17 protein-coding genes and 3 tRNA genes are annotated in these 16668 nt (G+C 73.1%); 10 read left to right on the top strand and 10 right to left on the bottom strand.

Translation table 11 applies throughout. The annotated features are described in order from the left end of the window. Window positions 1–8: 8 nt before the first annotated feature. On the bottom strand, window positions 9–1205 hold the full coding sequence (locus M1D46_RS04725; protein WP_456286771.1) for a hypothetical protein: 1197 nt from the start codon (window positions 1203–1205) through the stop codon (window positions 9–11). After that, complete coding sequence (tilS, locus tag M1D46_RS04720; protein WP_456286770.1) at window positions 1202–2209, bottom strand: tRNA lysidine(34) synthetase TilS; 1008 nt, start codon at window positions 2207–2209, stop codon at window positions 1202–1204. The genes M1D46_RS04725 and tilS overlap by 4 nt, the downstream gene beginning before the upstream one ends. Window positions 2210–2328: 119 nt before the next feature. On the opposite strand from tilS, the gene M1D46_RS04715 reads away from it, so the two are divergent. Continuing rightward, window positions 2329–2865 (top strand): inorganic diphosphatase, encoded by a 537-nt coding sequence (locus M1D46_RS04715; RefSeq protein ID WP_271174647.1) that lies wholly within the window; start codon window positions 2329–2331, stop codon window positions 2863–2865. A gap of 64 nt (window positions 2866–2929) precedes the next feature. Here the strand turns inward: M1D46_RS04715 and M1D46_RS04710 are convergent, their stop codons facing one another. Further along, entirely contained in the window at window positions 2930–4426 is a 1497-nt protein-coding gene (locus M1D46_RS04710) for a peptidoglycan DD-metalloendopeptidase family protein (RefSeq protein ID WP_456286769.1), read from the bottom strand. Window positions 4427–4635: 209 nt separating this feature from the next. Between M1D46_RS04710 and M1D46_RS04705 the strand changes: the two genes are divergently transcribed. From M1D46_RS04705 to M1D46_RS04695, 3 genes are all read left to right on the top strand, one after another. Continuing rightward, window positions 4636–4708: transfer RNA gene (locus tag M1D46_RS04705), tRNA-Glu, on the top strand. A 44-nt stretch (window positions 4709–4752) separates the two neighbouring features. Then, window positions 4753–4826, top strand: a tRNA-Asp gene (locus M1D46_RS04700). A gap of 65 nt (window positions 4827–4891) precedes the next feature. Beyond that, a tRNA-Phe gene (locus M1D46_RS04695) sits at window positions 4892–4964 on the top strand. Between the two features lie 198 nt (window positions 4965–5162). On the opposite strand, the gene M1D46_RS04690 is transcribed toward M1D46_RS04695, so the two are convergent. From M1D46_RS04690 to M1D46_RS04670, 5 genes are all read right to left on the bottom strand, one after another. Further along, window positions 5163–5723, bottom strand: coding sequence for an RNA polymerase sigma factor (locus M1D46_RS04690; RefSeq protein WP_421076171.1), 561 nt, complete (start codon window positions 5721–5723; stop codon window positions 5163–5165). Further along, a complete protein-coding gene (locus M1D46_RS04685) occupies window positions 5723–6289 on the bottom strand; it encodes a hypothetical protein (RefSeq protein WP_456286768.1) in 567 nt (188 codons plus the stop codon). The genes M1D46_RS04690 and M1D46_RS04685 overlap by 1 nt, the downstream gene beginning before the upstream one ends. Window positions 6290–6463: 174 nt before the next feature. Then, window positions 6464–6994, bottom strand: coding sequence for a GNAT family N-acetyltransferase (locus M1D46_RS04680; protein WP_324012721.1), 531 nt, complete (start codon window positions 6992–6994; stop codon window positions 6464–6466). A 70-nt stretch (window positions 6995–7064) separates the two neighbouring features. Then, window positions 7065–8600 (bottom strand): DUF222 domain-containing protein, encoded by a 1536-nt coding sequence (locus M1D46_RS04675; protein ID WP_456286767.1) that lies wholly within the window; start codon window positions 8598–8600, stop codon window positions 7065–7067. A 234-nt stretch (window positions 8601–8834) separates the two neighbouring features. Further along, window positions 8835–10133: a M23 family metallopeptidase gene (locus M1D46_RS04670; RefSeq protein WP_456286766.1), complete on the bottom strand. Its 1299-nt coding sequence runs from the start codon at window positions 10131–10133 to the stop codon at window positions 8835–8837. 123 nt (window positions 10134–10256) lie between these two features. Between M1D46_RS04670 and M1D46_RS04665 the strand changes: the two genes are divergently transcribed. After that, complete coding sequence (locus M1D46_RS04665) at window positions 10257–10532, top strand: acylphosphatase (RefSeq protein WP_421076249.1); 276 nt, start codon at window positions 10257–10259, stop codon at window positions 10530–10532. Window position 10533: 1 nt separating this feature from the next. Here the strand turns inward: M1D46_RS04665 and M1D46_RS04660 are convergent, their stop codons facing one another. Next, a complete protein-coding gene (locus M1D46_RS04660; RefSeq protein ID WP_456286765.1) occupies window positions 10534–11043 on the bottom strand; it encodes a glycine cleavage system protein R in 510 nt (169 codons plus the stop codon). Window positions 11044–11151: 108 nt separating this feature from the next. Here M1D46_RS04660 and M1D46_RS04655 point away from each other — a divergent pair, with 108 nt between their 5' ends. Beyond that, window positions 11152–11334, top strand: a complete 183-nt coding sequence (locus M1D46_RS04655; protein WP_271174693.1) for a hypothetical protein — start codon at window positions 11152–11154, stop codon at window positions 11332–11334. A gap of 12 nt (window positions 11335–11346) precedes the next feature. On the opposite strand, the gene M1D46_RS04650 is transcribed toward M1D46_RS04655, so the two are convergent. Then, entirely contained in the window at window positions 11347–11775 is a 429-nt protein-coding gene (locus M1D46_RS04650; RefSeq protein ID WP_456286764.1) for a cupin domain-containing protein, read from the bottom strand. Window positions 11776–12021: 246 nt separating this feature from the next. Here M1D46_RS04650 and M1D46_RS04645 point away from each other — a divergent pair, with 246 nt between their 5' ends. The 4 genes from M1D46_RS04645 to M1D46_RS04630 are packed head-to-tail and all read left to right on the top strand — an operon-like array spanning window position 12022 to window position 16668. After that, window positions 12022–13563 (top strand): sugar transferase, encoded by a 1542-nt coding sequence (locus M1D46_RS04645; protein ID WP_456286763.1) that lies wholly within the window; start codon window positions 12022–12024, stop codon window positions 13561–13563. Beyond that, window positions 13563–14432, top strand: a complete 870-nt coding sequence (locus M1D46_RS04640; RefSeq protein WP_282980469.1) for a WecB/TagA/CpsF family glycosyltransferase — start codon at window positions 13563–13565, stop codon at window positions 14430–14432. Before M1D46_RS04645 ends, M1D46_RS04640 begins: the two co-directional genes overlap by 1 nt. Next, window positions 14429–15940 carry a lipopolysaccharide biosynthesis protein gene (locus M1D46_RS04635; RefSeq protein WP_456286762.1) on the top strand — a complete coding sequence of 504 codons (1512 nt, stop codon included), beginning with the start codon at window positions 14429–14431 and terminating at the stop codon, window positions 15938–15940. The genes M1D46_RS04640 and M1D46_RS04635 overlap by 4 nt, the downstream gene beginning before the upstream one ends. Then, window positions 15937–16668 carry a hypothetical protein gene (locus M1D46_RS04630; protein WP_456286761.1) on the top strand — a complete coding sequence of 244 codons (732 nt, stop codon included), beginning with the start codon at window positions 15937–15939 and terminating at the stop codon, window positions 16666–16668. The genes M1D46_RS04635 and M1D46_RS04630 overlap by 4 nt, the downstream gene beginning before the upstream one ends.

Raw genomic sequence — 16668 nt, 5'->3', positions numbered from 1 at the left:
AGGCCATCCTACGACTCCTCCGCTGCGACCCCGACGTCGTAGTGCAGGAGCGCGCGGTGGATCGCGGCCCTCCGCGCACGTGTCTCGACGACCCCGGCGATGCCCGCCGCGAGCCCGGCGGCGATGAGCGCCCAGCCGGGGGCGAGGAGCGGCTGGAAGGCCGCGAGCGCCGCGATGTCGTCGTCGCCCGCCGAGTCGTTCGCGAGCACGGTCCACGGGGTCGCGCCGAGGATGACGAGCAGGAAGCCGATCACGGTGAGGCCCGACGCGAGGTGCGAGAGCGCGCCGGCTCCGGTCAGCTGCGCGTCGACGTCCGCGGATGGCGAGAGGGCGCCCTCGCGCGCGGCCCGGAGCGTCCGCCCCTCGAGGACCGCGGTGCGGACGAGGAACGGGACCGTCGAGAGCAGCAGGAGGGCGATCGGGATGAGGATCAGCACCCCGCCGACGCTCACCAGCGCATCGATGACGCCCTCGATCGGGCCGCCGCCGTAGTCGACGGGGTCGCAGTCGCGGCACGGCTGACGCAGCAGAACGCCGGCGAAGAACACGTAGGCGCCGAGCTGCAGCGCGAAGCCCGCAGCGGCCCACCGTCCTTCGCGCCGCTTCGCGCCCGCGGGCCGCGGATGGGCCATCCGCGCGCCGCCGCCGGGCCCCGGCAGGCGCTTCACCCGCGCTTCCCAGCGCCGGCCGAGCCAGCCGCGCAGCGCGAAGAGCCCGACGGCGGCGAGGGTGATCCCCACTCCGGCGAGCAGGGCGATGCCGTCGTAGTCGAAGCCCGAGACGAGGTCGACGAGCGCCGTGACGGGGCCGAGGACGACGGCGAACCAGGCGAGCACCATGATGCCGCCGTACGGATCCTCGCGGAGGCGCCGCGCCTCGACGACCGGCACGCGCGGCGCGGTCGGCTGGGCGTGCCGGCGCTCGGCCGCGCGCAGCCGCATCCTCCGCTCGGCGATGCCGCGGAGCAGCTCGACGAGGAGCGCGGCGCCCGTGACGACGAGGACGCCGCCCATGAGCGCGCGGAGCATCGCGTCGAACACCGACGGGAGGGAGTACGCCTCCTCGCCGATGATGCCCGTGACGAGCACGACGACGAAGACGATCCCTGAGGCGACGAAGGCCCCGCCCGTCGTCCGCGCGAGGCCTGCCGCGAACGCGAGCGCCGGCCCGACCGGGAGGGGCTCGATGTCGCGCGGTCCGCTCACCCCGCGCTCCCCTGCTCCGTGCTGCGGGCCGTGAACGCGATGAGCGCTCCGCGCCGGTCGGCGACGAAGCCCGGGAGGTCGATCGGCCCCTGGCCCTGCCAGTCGGAGACGAGCCGCGCGACCTCGAGGGTCTGCGTGCGCGTGAGGCTCGCGCCGAACTCGCTCTGCGCGACGTGGCGGATGATCCGGTGCCGGAGCGCGGGCGGGTTGGCGACGAGCGCGGGCACCGAGATCGCGATGCCCGCCTCGATGTGCTCGACGATGTCCTCGATCGTCTCGTCGATCATCTCGGCGAAGGCCTCGTTGTCCTCCCGCAGCTGCTCGGCCGTCCGGGCGAGCGCGAGCGCGACGCCGGGGCCCAGCTCGGCCTCGAGCACGGGGAGGACCGCGCGCCGCACCCGCACGCGGGAGAAGCGCGCGTCGGCGTTGTGCGGATCGTGCCACGGCTCGAGCCCCGAGGCCTCGCAGAAGCCGTGGGTCTGCTCGCGTCGGATGGCCAGGAGCGGGCGGATCCAGGCCAGTCCGCGCTCGTCGCGGCGCGGCGCCATGCCCGCGAGGCTCCCGGCGCCCGCGCCGCGCGCGAGCCCGAGGAGGACGGTCTCGGCCTGGTCGTCGAGGGTGTGGCCGAGGAGCACGGCGACGGCGCCGGTTTCCGCCGCAGCCTCGCGCAGGGCCGCGTAGCGCGCCGTGCGGGCCGCGGCCTCGGGGCCGCCCTCCGCGCCCACCTCGACGCGCACGATCCGGGCATCCGTCACTCCGGCCATCCGCGCCTGCTCGGCGGCTCGCGCGGCGACCTCCGCCGACCCCTCCTGCAGCCCGTGGTCGACCGTGACGCTCGCGACGCGGAGGCCGAGCCGCGGGGCCTCGAAGGCGGCGGCCGCTGCGAGCGCGAGCGAGTCGGCGCCGCCGGACAGGGCGACGAGGACGGTCGCGGCCGACCCCTCCAGCGGAGCGAGCGCGGTGCGCACGGCGAGGCGGACGGCGGCGATGGCGGGATCGAGCACGCGTCAACGGTAGTCCGCCCGCGGCGGATCGCCCTCCTCGCGCACCCCGCTTCGTCGCGGCTCGCGGGCGCGGCTACGCTTGCTGACGTCAGATTTCCTTACGAGAGGACACCACTCGCATGGGCGCGTACGACGCAGTCATCGAGATCCCGCGCGGCAGCCGCGTGAAGTACGAGGTCGACCACGGCACGGGGCGCGTGTACCTCGACCGCGTGCTCTACACGACCTTCGGCTACCCGACCGACTACGGGTTCTTCGACAACACCCTCGGCGAGGACGGCGACCCGCTCGACGTGCTCGTGCTGCTCGACCACGCGATCTACCCGGGCGTGAGCGCCAAGGTCCGCCCCGTGGCCGTGCTCAAGATGAGCGACGAGGCCGGTGGCGACGACAAGGTCGTGGCCGTGCTCGCGAAGGACCCGCGCTGGGACCACATCCAGGACGTCGACGACCTCCCGGAGTACACCCGCAAGGAGATCGAGCACTTCTTCGAGCACTACAAGGACCTCGAGCCCAACAAGTGGGTCAAGGTCGACGAGTGGGCGAACGCCGCCGAGGCCGAGCGCCTCGTCAAGGAGGCGTTCGAGCGCTTCGAGGAGCACGAGGGCCAGACGCGCACGCAGGGCGAGGGCGAGCTGCCCGACTCCCGCTCCTGATCCCGCGCTGCGGATACGCGAAGGGCGCCTGCCGACCGGCAGGCGCCCTTCGCGTATCCGGCGGTCAGACCCAGATGCCGCGCGCCGCCATGAAGTCGATCGGGTTCACCGTCGCGCCGTTGACGTAGACCTCGAAGTGGAGGTGGCAGCCGAACGAGTTGCCCGTGTTGCCCTCGAGCGCGATGAGCTGGCCGGCCTCGACCCACTGTCCGTAGCCGACGAGGACGCCGCCGTCGACGATGTGGGCGTACCCCGTGCCCGTGCCGTCGCCGTTGTCGATGTGGATGTAGTTGCCGTAGCCGCCGTTGTAGCCCGCGTAGACGACCGTGCCCGAGTGCGCCGCGTAGATGCCCGCGCCGCAGCCGGCGGCGAGGTCGACCCCCGCGTGGAAGGACGACGAGCAGTAGCTCGAGCCGCAGATCTGGTAGCGCGGGCCGTAGCCCGACGTGCGCGTGCCGTTGTTGGGGCGCACCCATCCGCCCGTTCCGGGCTGGGTCGTGCCGCCCCCGCCGCCGTTGTCGGCGGGTGCCTGCTGGCCGCCGCCTCCACCGCCGCCGCCACCGCCGCTGTTCTGCTGCTGTTGCTGCTGCTGCTCGAGCTGGCGCTGCTGCTCGAGCTGCTGCTGGCGGAGGAGCTCGCGCTGCCGCTCGGCCTCCTTGCGGGCGCGCTCCTCGGCCTCGCGGCGGAGCTGCTCCTCGTACTTCCGCTTGGCCTCGACGCCCTCCTGGTACTCCTGGACGGTCTTGCTCGTCGTGTCCTTGAGGGCCGCGAGTTGCGCCTCGAGGGTGATGAGGTTCTCCTCCTGGTCGGCGAGCGCGGCCTCGGCGGCCTGCTGCGCCTCCTGGGCGGCGACCATCTTCTCCTCGGCGATCTTCTGCAGGCGGTCGCGCTCGGCGCGGGCCACCTCGGCCTGATCGCTCAGGGACTGCGCGGAGTCGCGTGCCGACGCGGCCTCGGCGTAGACGGACTCGTTGCGCTCGATGAGCTTGTCCATCTGGCCGAGCTGCGTGAGGAGCTGGTCGGCGTTCTCCGCCGAGCCGGCGAAGAGGAGCTCGAGCGAGGTGTCGTCTCCGCCCGAGCGCGAGAGCTGCGCGGCGAGGCGGGCCGCGGTCAGCGCGGCGGCATCGGCTTTCTCAGCCTGCTCGTCAGCCTGCTTCTGGAGCTCGTCGGCGCGGTAGGCCGCCTCGTAGAAGGCCTGCTGTGCGGCGTAGTAGGCGTCCGCCGCGGCCTTCGCGGCCGCCTGGGTCTCGGCGACGCGCTGCTTGAGACCGGCGATGAGGCCCTCGATGCGCTGCACCTCGGCCGCCTTGGCGGCCTCGTTGTTGCGGGCTGCCTCGACGTCCTCCCACGAGGGGTAGTCGTCGGGGTTGTACGACGCGGCGAACGCGCCGGAGACACCGGGGCCGAAGGGGCTCGTGGCGGTCGCCGCGCCGATGGCGGCGACGCCGAGCGCGCCCATCACGAGGGCGTTGCGCCGCGAGATGGGGTTCCAGAGAATGCGTCGCTCAGCGGCGGTGGGCGCACAGCCGCACTCTTCCGCGAGATTCTGCTCGGCTTCCATCACACCCTTCTCCGGCCAATCACATCCGCAACAGTAGCAACATCGTTCACTTCTGGCACTATGAAAGATCCGCTTCGGGGCGCGGAACAGAGCCATCCTCACCCGGATCGGCGGCGCGGCACGCCCGGCGCGCGGGCGCGGTTTGGATTTTCGGAGAGCGTCTGCGTATGCTTGATCGTCGGCAAGCGTGAGCCCCGGGTTCACACCGCGGCCCCATCGTTTAGCGGCCTAGGACGCCGCCCTTTCACGGCGGTAGCACGGGTTCGAATCCCGTTGGGGTCACTCAAGCTGATACAATTGAAAATCGTGTGCGAAAGCACATTCATGGCCCTGTAGCGCAGTTGGTTAGCGTGCCGCCCTGTCACGGCGGAGGTCGCGGGTTCAAGTCCCGTCAGGGTCGCTCCAAGCGACGGGCCTTCTTTCGAGAAGGCCTTTCGTCTAGGAAGCGGCAGTTATCTGCAGCTCGGCTCTGTAGCTCAGTTGGTAGAGCGCACGACTGAAAATCGTGAGGTCACGGGATCGACGCCCGTCGGAGCCACAAGGACCGTCGTTACAACGGTCCCAGAAACCCTCGCCTAGCTTCTACATGGCGGGGGTTTTGCTTTGCCCTGGTGAGGGCGGGTTCCGCCCCCGGGCGTTGAGGGCCGGCTCCTCCCCGGTCGTTGAGCGAGCGGAGCGAGACGAAACGCGCTGCTCCGGCCAGTCTCCCCCGGCCGTTGTCTCCGTCTCGTGGCGCTCAGCGCTGGAACGGGTGCCCATCGCGCGCCGCACCGGACAGCGCCGCGGAGCTTTCCGGCGGGCCAAGTTCGACGCGCAGCCGCTGTCTCGACTTCGAGAGCCTCGATCGCGCCGTTGACGGGTTGATGCCGAGTACTGCGGCTGCCTCGTGGGAGCGGAGCCCATCCCAATAGACGAGACGAACCAACTCCGCGTCTTCCTCAGGCAACGACTCAAGAGCCGCACGAACCGCGACCGACCCTTCGTCCTGCCTCTCTGCCACGGCGTTCGCACGCATCTCATCCGCAAGGCGCGCCACGGCCGCGGATCGACGCGCGAGCGATCGCCGAGAGTTGAGCATGACGTTACGGGCGGTGGCGAACAGCCACATGCGGGCCGGCACCGGTTCCACCGGCATCCGTCGCCGGAGCTTCCAGGCCTGCAGGAGCAGCTCGCCGAACGCTTCAGCGGCATCTTCGCCGTTCAGGATGCGCCGCTGGAAGTACCGGAGCAGGTCTTCCTCGTTGTCGCGAATTATGGCTTCGAACTCCTTGTGCCGTCTGAGGCGCCGCATCTCCATCACTCGCACGCCTCAGTGACCGAACTCAGGTAGAACTCCTTCTCGGGGGCCAGGTTCTCTGCTCGGTCATCCAGGTGCGCCCAGAGCAGGTCCGCCACGACGTCGTGGATCGCCAGCTGCTTGATGTCTCCGTCCGAAACCACCCGGCCGAGACGTTCCCGGCCGCTGCGGATCCGTTCTTCCGCTCGGGACGTATCGAGAGACTCCAGGTCGAGATCGCTGATGAATGCCTTCGCCTCGGCGAGGAGTGGATCGTCGTCGCCCGACCCTTCCCGCATGACGCGGATGCCCTGAACACAGATCGACCCAGTGGCACTCTCAAAAGAGAAGACCTGGTCTGCGACCCAGCCCCACGGTGTGAGATTGCCATCGCCGCCAAACGCGACCGAGCCACCGCCGACAAGGAGCGCAGACGCCGCGAGGCCGGCCGACCACAGCCGCAGCCCGTGCCCGCGCCGCTGCCGCGCCTCCTGGAGAATGCGTTCACGATGAGAGGAAAGGCCGAGAGGAACGGTCACGCGCGGCGCCGCCTCACGCAGCCGCGTTCCGAGTTCGCCGTCATTCATCAGAGAGTCCCTTCAGGCCGCCGATACCCAGTACATGTCCGCAGCGAGGGGAACTGTCCAACGACGGACAGAAATCTTGATAAGTCGCGAGCCATGGGCGGGATCGACGCCCATCCGAGCCACTTCGTGAAGGCCCGGTTCGCCGGGGCTTCTCGTTGGCGGGAAGACTCCGCCCTACAGCTCGATCCAGTACCGGCGCAGCAGCGGATGGCCGTGCGCCGACTGGTCCGAGACATCCTCGAGCACGCCCCCGGCGCCCTCGATCGTCCGCGCGGAGCCCACGTTGTCGTCATCGCACGTGAGCATCACCCGATCGAGGCCGATCTCGCGCGCCCGCTCGAGCGCGAGAGCGAGCCCCCGCGACGCGTAGCCACGCCGTCGGCGGGAGGGGCGGACCGAATAGCCGATGTGCCCGCCGACCCGGCGCAGGTAGTCGTTCAGAGCATGCCGGAACGACACGAAGCCCACGACCTCGCCCCCGTCGACGATCCAGTAGAGGTCGTTGTGCACGAGACCGCCCGGGAGGACGCGCGAGGTGTCCGCGATCTCCGCGGCCTTGGCGACGAGCTTCTCGCACGTCGCCCGGTCTCCCGACGTCGGCGGCGTCAGCCCCGACCCATCCACATGCACGCCGCCGAACTCGTCGATCGCGGCCGACCAGCTGTCGAACAGCTCCAGCGTGGGTCGCATGAGGGTGATCGCCATCCGCCCAGCACAGCAGATCCGGGCTACCCACGCAAAGGCGCGCGTGGCGGATGGTGAGGGCTGGGTTGTCTCAGAAGGGTGGGGGTTCGGGTGGGGGCTGGGGGTCGTGGATGGCGTGGTGTCGTTTTCGGGGTTCGGGCTCGGTGACGTACACGTGCCCGAGCGGGCTGGTCCACTCGATGCCGCCGTCCTCGAGCGCCCGCGGAGACCATCGCGTGTGGTGCCGCAGGTAGTGGTGCGGTCGGCACAGGGCCTCGAGGTTCTCCGCGTTCGTGGGCCCGCCGCGGGAGTACTCCCGGACGTGGTCCTTCTCGCACCCCGGGGCGGGGCGCGAGCAGCCCGGGAACCGGCAGCTCTCGTCGCGCAGCTCGACCAGACGACGGATCGCCGCGGTCGGCTGGTAGTGATCGACCGTCAGCAGAGCACCGGTGTCGGGGTTCTGGAAGATCCGCTCCCACCCCGGCGCATACCGCGCGAGCCGGCGGGCGGTCTCCGCCGGGACCGGCCCGTACCCCGCCAGCATCGCCGGCCCGTCATCCAGCCCGACCAGACTCGTCACCGGCACCGTCACCGCGACCGTCCCGCGCACCCCCGCCAGCCGGTCCGGATCCCCGTCGATCGGATACCCCGTCGGCGCCCCCGTCAGCAGCAGGTTCCCCGCCAGATCCGCCCGCCGCTGCGTGCGCGTCACCCGCACCCGCTCCGCCTCCCGAGCCCCCTCCCGCTCCCCCGGCGCGCACCGCCCCGAGAACAGCCCCGCATCCCGCACCGCCCGCTCCGGATCGACCGCCGACACCACCGGGTCCGGGGCACCGCCAGGCACCCGCACCGCGCCCTGGTCGATCCGGTTCCCCTCCCGATCCACCCGGAACCCCAACCCGTCCCTCGTCACCCCCACCGCCGCATCCGCCGCATCCCGCGCCAGCCGCGCCGCCTGCGCTTCCCGGTCCGCGCGGCGCTCATCGGCCTCGACCAGACGCGCCATCTGATCCAGCCGGTCCGCGACCGCCGCGATCACCGACGCCTCGTCCCGCATCACGAACTCACCCAGCCCACCCGGCAGAGCCCGCGTCCACGTTCCCCGCTTCTCCCGCGCCGCCGCCTGACCCTCCGCCACCGGAACCGGATGCAGCACCGCCGCCAGCTCGTTCGCGAACACCCGCAGCTGCCGCGGCGTGGCCTCCTCCGCGAACCCCAGCACCCGCCGCAGGAACTCCCCCAGCACCGCATCCGGCAGCCCCTGCGCGACCTCCCGGATCACATCCGCATGCTTGCGCGTGATCCGCCCCGCCGACAGCGCCGCCCGCACCTGAGGCAACCGCGCCTCCAGCAGCTCCGCCTCCGCCATCCGCGCCTCCACCTCCCCCACCGGCACATGCAACGCCACCGCGAGCTCAGCCGCGACCGCCCGCCACGGGAACGCGAACTCCGAATCCGACCCCGACCGCTCCATCTGCGCCCGCGCCACCCGCGCCGCCACCGCGAACGCCTGCACCTCCGCCGCCGCAGCCGACGCCACCGCCCGCCGGAAACCCGTCAACGTCTCCCGCACATTCGACAGCACCCACCGCTCCTCCACCGTCGCATCCCACGACAGCGGATCCACAAACCGCGGCTTCCTGCTCGTCACACACCCATCATCAACCCCACCACCGACATCCGAACGGGATGGCGGAAGAGGTGATCCCGACCCTCGCGAATTCAACCCCGATGTCGGGGTGCCTCGGCGGCTCGTCGGAGGCCCCAGCCGCGCTCGGTCAGCGGCGAGGCGGCGAAGCGGCGAGGCGGCGAGGCGTCGAGAAACGGGAACGGGCCGCGGCAGGACTGCCCGGCCGCCTGGTCACTCCGCCGGCAGCGTCACCGTCGGCAGCGGCATCGGCGTGACCGGCGTATGGGTCTGCGACGGCGATGGCGACGGGGTGGACGGCTCGCTCGTCTCGGGGGATGGCGACGGCTCGCTCGTCTCGGGGGATGGCGCCGGCTCGGTCGGCGGCGGGCTCGTCGCGGGCGGCTGCGTCGTGGGAGGCGGCGTCGTCGCGGGCGGCTGCGTGGGCGGCGGGCTCGTGGGAGGCGGCGTCGTCGCGGGCGGCTGCGTGGGCGGCGGGCTCGTCGGAGGCGGCGTCGTCGCGGGGGGCTGGGTCGTCGGCGGCGGTGTCGTCGGCGGCGTGCTCGGCTTCGGCGTCTCGCTCGGCTTCTCCGAGGGCTGCGGGTTCTCCGACGGCTTCGGCGGCTCGCTCGACTGCGGGCTCTCGGCGGGCTGCGGGTTCTGCGATGCGCGCGGATCAGGAGCCCACGGCTTGATGTCGACCGGCTCGCCGGCCCCGTCGAGGTAGCGACGCGGGTCGACCGGGACGCCGTTCACGTGCACCTCGAAATGGAGGTGGTTCCCGAAGCTGCGACCGGTGTTGCCCACGAGCCCGATGGGATCGCCCGCCTCGACCCAGTCGCCCTCCTCGACCACGCGGCTCCCGTGCGTCATGTGCCCGTAGAGCGTGCGCACGCCGTTGACGTGCTGGATCATGACCGCGACGCCGTAGCCGTAGTGGCTCTCGCTCGAGAGCACGACGATGCCAGGAGCGGCCGCGCCGATGGGCGTGCCGCCCGGCGCCGCGATGTCCATGCCCATGTGGCGACCGTTGCGTGCCCCGAACTGGTCGGTGAGCACGGGGTGCGCGATCGGCCACAGGAAGGTGTCGAGGGACGCGAGCTTGCCGTCGTCCCCGAGGCGCGAGAGGTCGACGTCGATGCCCGCGGCGATCGCCGCGCGGATGAGCTTCTCGCGCGCCTCGCGCCGCAGCTTCGTCACCTCGTCGACGGTCGTCGCGCCGTAGTCGCTTCCGGCGAGCGCGGGCACCTCGATCGCGCCGGCCTCGGCGAACGCCGCCGCCTCATCCGAGAGGCCCGCGGTCGGCGACTCGGGGCGCTCGAGGTCGTCGGACACCTCGCCGTCGTCGACCGCGATCGAGACCGCCGCGACCGGCTCGCTCTCGGGCGGCGCGCCGGCCGCCGCGAGGGCGCCGGCTCCGGTGGCCGCGGCGACGAGGGCCGCCACGATGACGCTCGCGTGCGCGGCGCGCGTCGAGCGCACCCGCGTCGCGGATGCGTCGTTCGACTCGCCGTCGGAAGTGTCCTGCTGCATGTTTCCCCCGCGCCTATACTGACCGGTTCTCGTCGCAGACGGAAGACCCGCGGCGAGATCGGCCGTGCGGGGTGCCCGCGCACCTCCTTCAGCTGCGGGCCATCCGATGCGAGGATGGCCCGCATGAGGCGGGTCAGGGTGGTCGTCGAGGGCGTCGTCCAGGGCGTCGGATTCCGGTGGAGCACGGCGCGTCAGGCGGAGCGCAGGGATGTCGTCGGCTGGGTCCGCAACGTGGGCGCGGATCGCGTGGAGGCCGAGCTCGAGGGCGGCTCCGACGCCGTCGACGCGGTCGTCGACTGGATGCGGCAGGGGCCGACCGGCTCCCGCGTGGACGACATCGCGATCGAGGAGATCGCCCCGACGGGCGCGACCGCGTTCGAGCTGCGCCCCTCCGTCTGAGCTACTCGACGAACGTGACGTCGACCTGGATCTCGGCGGCGATCCGCTCGAGGTCGGCGACGACGTCGGCGAGGTCGACGTCGTCGGGCACGCGCAGCTCTGCCGTCGCCTCGAACAGGCGCCCGCCCGCCATGGCCGCGTCGCGCGCTTCGGTCGCCATCGACTCGATGCTCAGCGACCGGGCGCGCAGGGCGGAGGAGATCTCGCGCACGATGCCCGGACGATCGTGCCCCAGCAGCTGGAGCGCGACGCTGCGGCCGCGCGGCGCGTGCACCTCCTCGGCGGCGCGCACGACCACGGTGAGCAGCCCTTCGAGGCCCTTCAGTCCCTCGCGGAGCGCGTCGACGCGCTCGGGCGGCACCGAGACCTGGATCACGCCCGCGAACGTGCCGTCGAGCTCGGCGAGCCGGCTGTTCTCCCAGTTGGCGCCGTGGGCGTCGACGACGTCGGCGAGCGCCGCCACGAGGCCCGCGCGGTCGTCTCCGATGACGGTGAGGACGAGCGATGTCACGCTCCCCACCCTACTGAGCGGCCCCGCCGCGCGCAGTCCCCGCTAGCGCGCGTCGCGACGAGCTTCAACCCCACGACAGGGCGCCCTCCGACGTGCGACCGTGAGGAGATGAATCACAGGTGGCAGCAGCTCGACGCCGAGTTCCGACGCGAGTGGACGGGGCACCCCGTCGACGAGATCGAACCGCACGCGCGGAAGATGGTCGACCGGCTCAGCCCCGGGGTCTCGTCGGAGCTCGCACGCGCCTACGCGATCTCGGTCTCGGAGGGCCGCCCGTTCGGCCTGGAGTGAGCCCCGCTCACCTCACCACGGCAGCGGGCGCTCCGGCTCGCGCTCGCTGTCGTCGGGGAGGTCGGGCAGCTCGTACCCGCCGGCCCTGATGCACAGCCACCGCAGCTGCCCATCCGATTCGGGGTGCGCGCGCCACGTGCGCCAGACGCCCTGCCCCACCCGGACGATCGTCCCGGGGCCGACGTCGACGACGTCGTCGTCGAGCCCCATCTGACCGCGCCCCTCGAGGAACACGTAGACCTCTTCGACGCGCGCATGGCGGTGCCAGTAGCCCGCCTGCTCCCCGGGCTCCAGCGCGTTCGCCGTGAGCCCGATGTACTGCATCGCGAGCTCGAAGTCGACCACGCGCCGTCCGTCGCGCGAGCTGTCGGGGCGGAAGCCGCCGAAGTGGTCGCGCCACTGGTCGAGGCCGCCGATCTCGCTCACCTGGCAGTCGCTCATGCCGCCACTCTAAGAGCGCCCGAGCGCACCGGGCTCTGCCCGCGCGCCGTTATCCAGCCGTGATGTATCAGATGCCGCGCTGGCCTCTCCTCCCCTGTGACGGGAGGCGCCGGCGAGCGCACGTCTCCCGGATGTCCACGGCGAGGCGCAGCGGGGAGACGCGATGTATTCCGGTATCGGGGAGCAGGGACCCACATCCGCCACGAGGACACCCGGCTCGCGCATGCGCCGTGGCGGAGGACACCGGTGACCGTGCTCGAGCGGGCGCTCGTCCTCGTGCCGAGCAGCCGGCTCGTCTCCCCCTCGCGGGCGAGCCGCGAAGCCGCTCCCGGGATCCGCACGCCGCGCGTGGCCCCCTCGCTCGAGCGGAGACGGCGCCTCGAGCGCCGCCACACGGCGCGCGTGCTGCTCTCCGACGCCGGCGTCGTGGCCCTCGCGGCGCTCGTCGCCGGAGCCGTCTCCTCGACCGGCCCGTCGACCGCCACGACGCTCGCCGCACGCGGCGCCCTCGCCCCGTCCTCCGCGGTCGTCGCCCCCGCGCTCCCCGTGCTCTTCGCGGTCGCGCTCGGCCTCTTCTGGTGGGTCGGCCTCGCCATCGCGGCACCGCGGAGCGTCCACGACACCCGCGGCCGCGAGCTCGCGCGGGTCGCCGCTGTCACGCTCGACGTCTTCGGGCTCCTCGGCCTCGGCCTGGTCGTGACCGGCGCCCCCGCGATCTGCGCGCAGCTGTTCGTCGCGGCGCCGATCGGGCTCGCCGGCCTCCTCGCCGCGCGCACCATCTGGCGACGCCGGCTCACGGCCGAGCGCGCCGCGGGCCTGCGTGTCTCGCGCGCCCTCGTCACCGGCCGCCCCTCCGACGTCGCGCGCGTGTCGTCGACGATCACCGGCAGCGACGCCTCGGGGTACCGCGTCGTCGGCGCCGTGGAGTTCGACGAGGCGCCGCGCACGCAGGCGGCCGCGATGCACATCGCGCAGGAGGCGGCTCGACGCGACGCGGACGCCGTGATCGTCGCGAGCACGGCCGCCTCGGACGCCGACTTCGTGAAGCGCCTCGGCTGGTGCCTCGAGGGCACGGCCGCCGAGCTCATCGTCGCGAACGGCGTTATGGACGTCGCGCGGGCCCGGATGTCGCTGGACGCGGTGGGCGGGCTCCCCCTCGTCCGCCTCCGGATGCCGGAGTACGACGGCGGCGCCCTCGTCCTCAAACGGGCGTTCGACATCGTCGTCTCGACGGTCGCGCTCGCGGGCATCGCGCTGATCACCCCCGTCATCGCGCTCGCGATCGCTCTCGACTCCCCGGGCCCTGTCTTCTTCACGCAGGAGCGCGTGGGGCGCGACGGGCGCACGTTCCGGCTCGTGAAGTTCCGGTCGATGCGGACGACCGCGGAGGCCGAGCTCGCGCAGCTGCGCGCGCAGAACGAGGGCGCCGGCCCACTGTTCAAGCTGCGCCGCGATCCGCGCGTCACGCGCGTCGGCCGCTTCCTGCGGCACTACTCGCTCGACGAGCTGCCGCAGTTCTGGAACGTGCTCGTCGGCGACATGAGCGTCGTCGGGCCGCGCCCGCCGCTTCCGAGCGAGGTCCTCGCGTACGACGACGCGACCGTGCGGCGGCTCTACGTGAAGCCCGGGATCACGGGTCCCTGGCAGATCGGCGGGCGCAGCGACCTGTCCTGGCAGGAGAGCGTCCGGATCGACCTCGGCTATGTCGAGAACTGGTCGCTCCAGGACGACATCTCGATCATGTGGCGCACCGTCAGGGTGATGGTCCGCCCGAAAGGAGCGTACTGATGTCCGTCATCCTCCCCGGCCACGCGCTGCCGGTCCCCTCGTTCGCCCGCGCCGCAGCACTCAGCCGGCCAGCGGCGGCCGAGCAGGGCATCGGGCTCGGCGAAGCCCGCATCGTGGACGGCGTCCCCGTGCGGTCGCTCACCATGGCCGCCCTCGTCGACGCGATCGTCGCCATGACGCGCACGACGGGCGTCGACGTCCTCGTCGGCGTGAACGCGCACGTCGTGAACCTCGCGCGCCACGACGCGACGCTGCGCCGATTCCTCGCGACGACGACGATGAACTACGCCGACGGGCAGTCCGTCGTCTGGGCGACGCGCCTGCTGGGCGCGGCGCTGCCCGAGAGGGTCGCGACCACGGATCTCGCGGCTCCGCTGCTCGCGGCCGCCGCGCGCGACCGGCTGCCCGTGTACTTCTTCGGCGCACGCCCGGGAGTGGCTGCGGCCGCGGCCGAGCGGATGGCGCAGGAGCTGCCGGGCCTCGCGATCCGCACGAGCCACGGGTACATCCCCGACGAGGAGTCGGATGCCCTCATCCGCGACATCCGCGAGCACGGCACCCGGATCCTCTTCGTCGGGCTCGGCGACCCCGTGCAGGAGCGCTGGGTCGAGCGGCACCGCGATCAGCTGCCGCCGGTCGTCCTGACCTGCGGCGGGCTCTTCGACTGGCTGAGCGGCACGCATCGCCGGGCGCCGCAGTGGATGATCCGCGCCGGTCTCGAGTGGCTGTGGCGGCTGGGCCTCGAGCCGCGCCGGCTCGCGCGCCGCTATCTCGCGGGGAACCCCGCATTCGTCGCCGCCGTCGTCCGCCAGCGTCTCGCCGAGGCCTCGCGGCGCCCGACCCGCATCGCGCACCACCGGGCAGCATGAGCACCGTCGCCGCATCCGACCGCGCCGCCCTCGCCCGGGGCAGCGCGCTGAGCTTCGCCGGGTCCGCGGCGAGCGCCGTCCTCGGACTCGCGCTCGTCGTGCTGCTCGGCCGGCTGCTCGGCGACGTCGGTGCGGGGATCGTGCTGCAGGTGATCGCGCTCTTCACGATCGCACTCGGGTTCGCCCGGTGGGGCGCCGACTCCGCCGCGCTGTGGATCCTGCCCCGCCTCGCCGACGGCGAGCGCGGCGCCATCCGCCCCGCGCTCGCGCACCTCATCGCCGTCGCGGGGCTCGGCGGAGCGGTCGGCGCGGTCGCGCTGACCCTCGGCGCCGCGCTTCTCGACGGCCCCGTGGCCGCGGCGCTTCCCGCGGCCGCATGGTGTCTCCCTCTCGCGGCGATGATGCTGACCGCGCTCGCCGGGGAGCGAGCGCTCGGCGGGGTCGGCCCCTACGTCGCGATCGGCGGCGTCGGGCTCCCGGCGCTTCGGCCGGCGGCCGTCGCCCTCGCCGTCGCCGCAGGGGGCGGCGTCGTCGCCGCGAGCCTCGCGTGGGCCGCGCCCGCAGCCCTCGCCCTCGCGGCGGCCCTGCTCGTCCTCCGCCGGCGGGTCGACGCGCTCGGCGTCGAGCCGATGACCGCGAGCGCGTTCCGGTCGTCCGGTCTCCCGCGGCGCCTGCGCCGCTACGCGCTCCCCCGTGTCGTGTCGGAGTTCCTGTCGCAGCTGCTCATCTGGCTCGACGTGCTCATCGTCGGCGCCATCGCCGGCCCAGCCGCTGCCGGGGTCTACGGCGCCGCCACGCGGATCGCGTCCGCCGGATCGCTCGTGGACTCCGCGATCCGCGTGGTCGTCTCGCCCGTCTTCAGCCGCCTGCTGCACCGTCGCGACCACGCGGCCCTCGCCGACCTCTTCCGCGCCGCGACGACCTGGCTCGTGCTCTTCAGCGCACCGCTCTACCTGCTCCTGGCCGTGTTCTCGCCGCTCGCCCTGTCGCTGCTCGGGCCATCCTTCGAGGAGGGCGCCGTCGCGCTCGCCGCCCTCTGCCTCGGGTCGGTCGTGACCTTCCTCGCCGGCAGCGTCCACTCGGTGCTCCTCATGAGCGGCCGCAGCGGTCTCGCCGCGGCGAACAAGGCGATCGCGGTCGCGGCCGACGTCGCGCTCCTGCTCGTGCTCGTGCCGCTCTGGGGCGTCACCGGCGCCGCCGTCGCGTGGGCCGCGGCCTGCCTCCTCGACGCGATCCTCGCGACCATCCAGGTGCACCGCGCCCTCGCGCTGCCCCTGCCGCTCGCGGCGGGGGTGCGCCCGCTGCTCATCGCGCTCTCGACCGTGGGGGCCGCCGCCCTCGGCGCCCGGCTGCTGCTCGGCTCGACCTGGCTCGGCCTCGCCGTCGCCGCCGTCGTCGGCGGCGGCGCCCTTCTCACCTGGGCGCGGCTCGCCCCGCGCTCCCTTCACCTCGACGCCTTCGCCGATCTCGCTCGGATCCGGCGGAGCACCACAGGAGACCCCTCATGAGTCCATATCGCTCCCGGCTGTCCGCGACCGTGGCCGGCTCGGTCGCCGGCGCCGCCACCCTGCTCGTCGCGATCGGCGCCGCGCTCCTCGCGGGCGCCGTCGCGAACGCCGACCCCGGTGACGAGGCGGCTCCGCCCTCTCCGACGCCCACGGCATCCGCGACCCCGACGCCCACCGCATCCGCGACGCCGGTCGCGACCGAGGAGCCGCCGCGGCGCGACCGCCCGGCTCCGCCCGCGACGACCCGTCCTGCTCCCGAGCCGGATCGCGACGAGCATGCGGAGGGGCGCGGCCGCTTCGGCGACCGGGATCTCGAGAAGGGCCCGGCCGAGGAGCTCGTGGAGGAGGTGCTCACCCCGCCCGACGCGGAGGATGCGGCCCGCCCCGGCGATCTCGAGACGCTCCTCGCCGACGTGACCGCCGGCGCCTACCGCGCCGAGCTCGAGGCCCAGTGGCTCGAGCTCTCGGCGAACGGATGGTCGTACGTCGGGGAGTCCCAGGTCGTCGGGCTCGAGATCCTCGCGCTCGACGAGGAGGCCGAGCCCGCCACCGCGCAGGTGAAGGCCTGCATCGACGCGAGCGGCCTCGAGCTCGTCGACGCCGACGGCGAGCGGATCGGCTCCGAGAAGGACACCCACCCGCGGGCCGCCCACCTCTTCGACCTCGTCTACGAGGACGGCACGTGGCGCGTCCTCTCCCGTTCGTTCCCCGACGACCCCGCGTGCTGA

The organism is Microbacterium sp. JZ70 (genome assembly GCF_053903225.1).
This window is presented reverse-complemented; position numbering and strand designations above follow the sequence as displayed.

What these genes read in the sequence shown, in the direction of transcription:
- M1D46_RS04715 (WP_271174647.1), top strand. Translation starts at nt 2,329, where the DNA reads ATGGGCGCGTACGACGCAGTCATCGAGATCCCGCGCGGCAGCCGCGTG.
- M1D46_RS04710 (WP_456286769.1), bottom strand. Translation starts at nt 4,426, where the DNA reads ATGGAAGCCGAGCAGAATCTCGCGGAAGAGTGCGGCTGTGCGCCCACC.
- M1D46_RS04690 (WP_421076171.1), bottom strand. Translation starts at nt 5,723, where the DNA reads ATGGAGATGCGGCGCCTCAGACGGCACAAGGAGTTCGAAGCCATAATT.
- M1D46_RS04685 (WP_456286768.1), bottom strand. Translation starts at nt 6,289, where the DNA reads ATGAATGACGGCGAACTCGGAACGCGGCTGCGTGAGGCGGCGCCGCGC.
- M1D46_RS04680 (WP_324012721.1), bottom strand. Translation starts at nt 6,994, where the DNA reads ATGGCGATCACCCTCATGCGACCCACGCTGGAGCTGTTCGACAGCTGG.
- M1D46_RS04670 (WP_456286766.1), bottom strand. Translation starts at nt 10,133, where the DNA reads ATGCAGCAGGACACTTCCGACGGCGAGTCGAACGACGCATCCGCGACG.
- M1D46_RS04665 (WP_421076249.1), top strand. Translation starts at nt 10,257, where the DNA reads ATGAGGCGGGTCAGGGTGGTCGTCGAGGGCGTCGTCCAGGGCGTCGGA.
- M1D46_RS04655 (WP_271174693.1), top strand. Translation starts at nt 11,152, where the DNA reads ATGAATCACAGGTGGCAGCAGCTCGACGCCGAGTTCCGACGCGAGTGG.
- M1D46_RS04650 (WP_456286764.1), bottom strand. Translation starts at nt 11,775, where the DNA reads ATGAGCGACTGCCAGGTGAGCGAGATCGGCGGCCTCGACCAGTGGCGC.
- M1D46_RS04640 (WP_282980469.1), top strand. Translation starts at nt 13,563, where the DNA reads ATGTCCGTCATCCTCCCCGGCCACGCGCTGCCGGTCCCCTCGTTCGCC.
- M1D46_RS04635 (WP_456286762.1), top strand. Translation starts at nt 14,429, where the DNA reads ATGAGCACCGTCGCCGCATCCGACCGCGCCGCCCTCGCCCGGGGCAGC.
- M1D46_RS04630 (WP_456286761.1), top strand. Translation starts at nt 15,937, where the DNA reads ATGAGTCCATATCGCTCCCGGCTGTCCGCGACCGTGGCCGGCTCGGTC.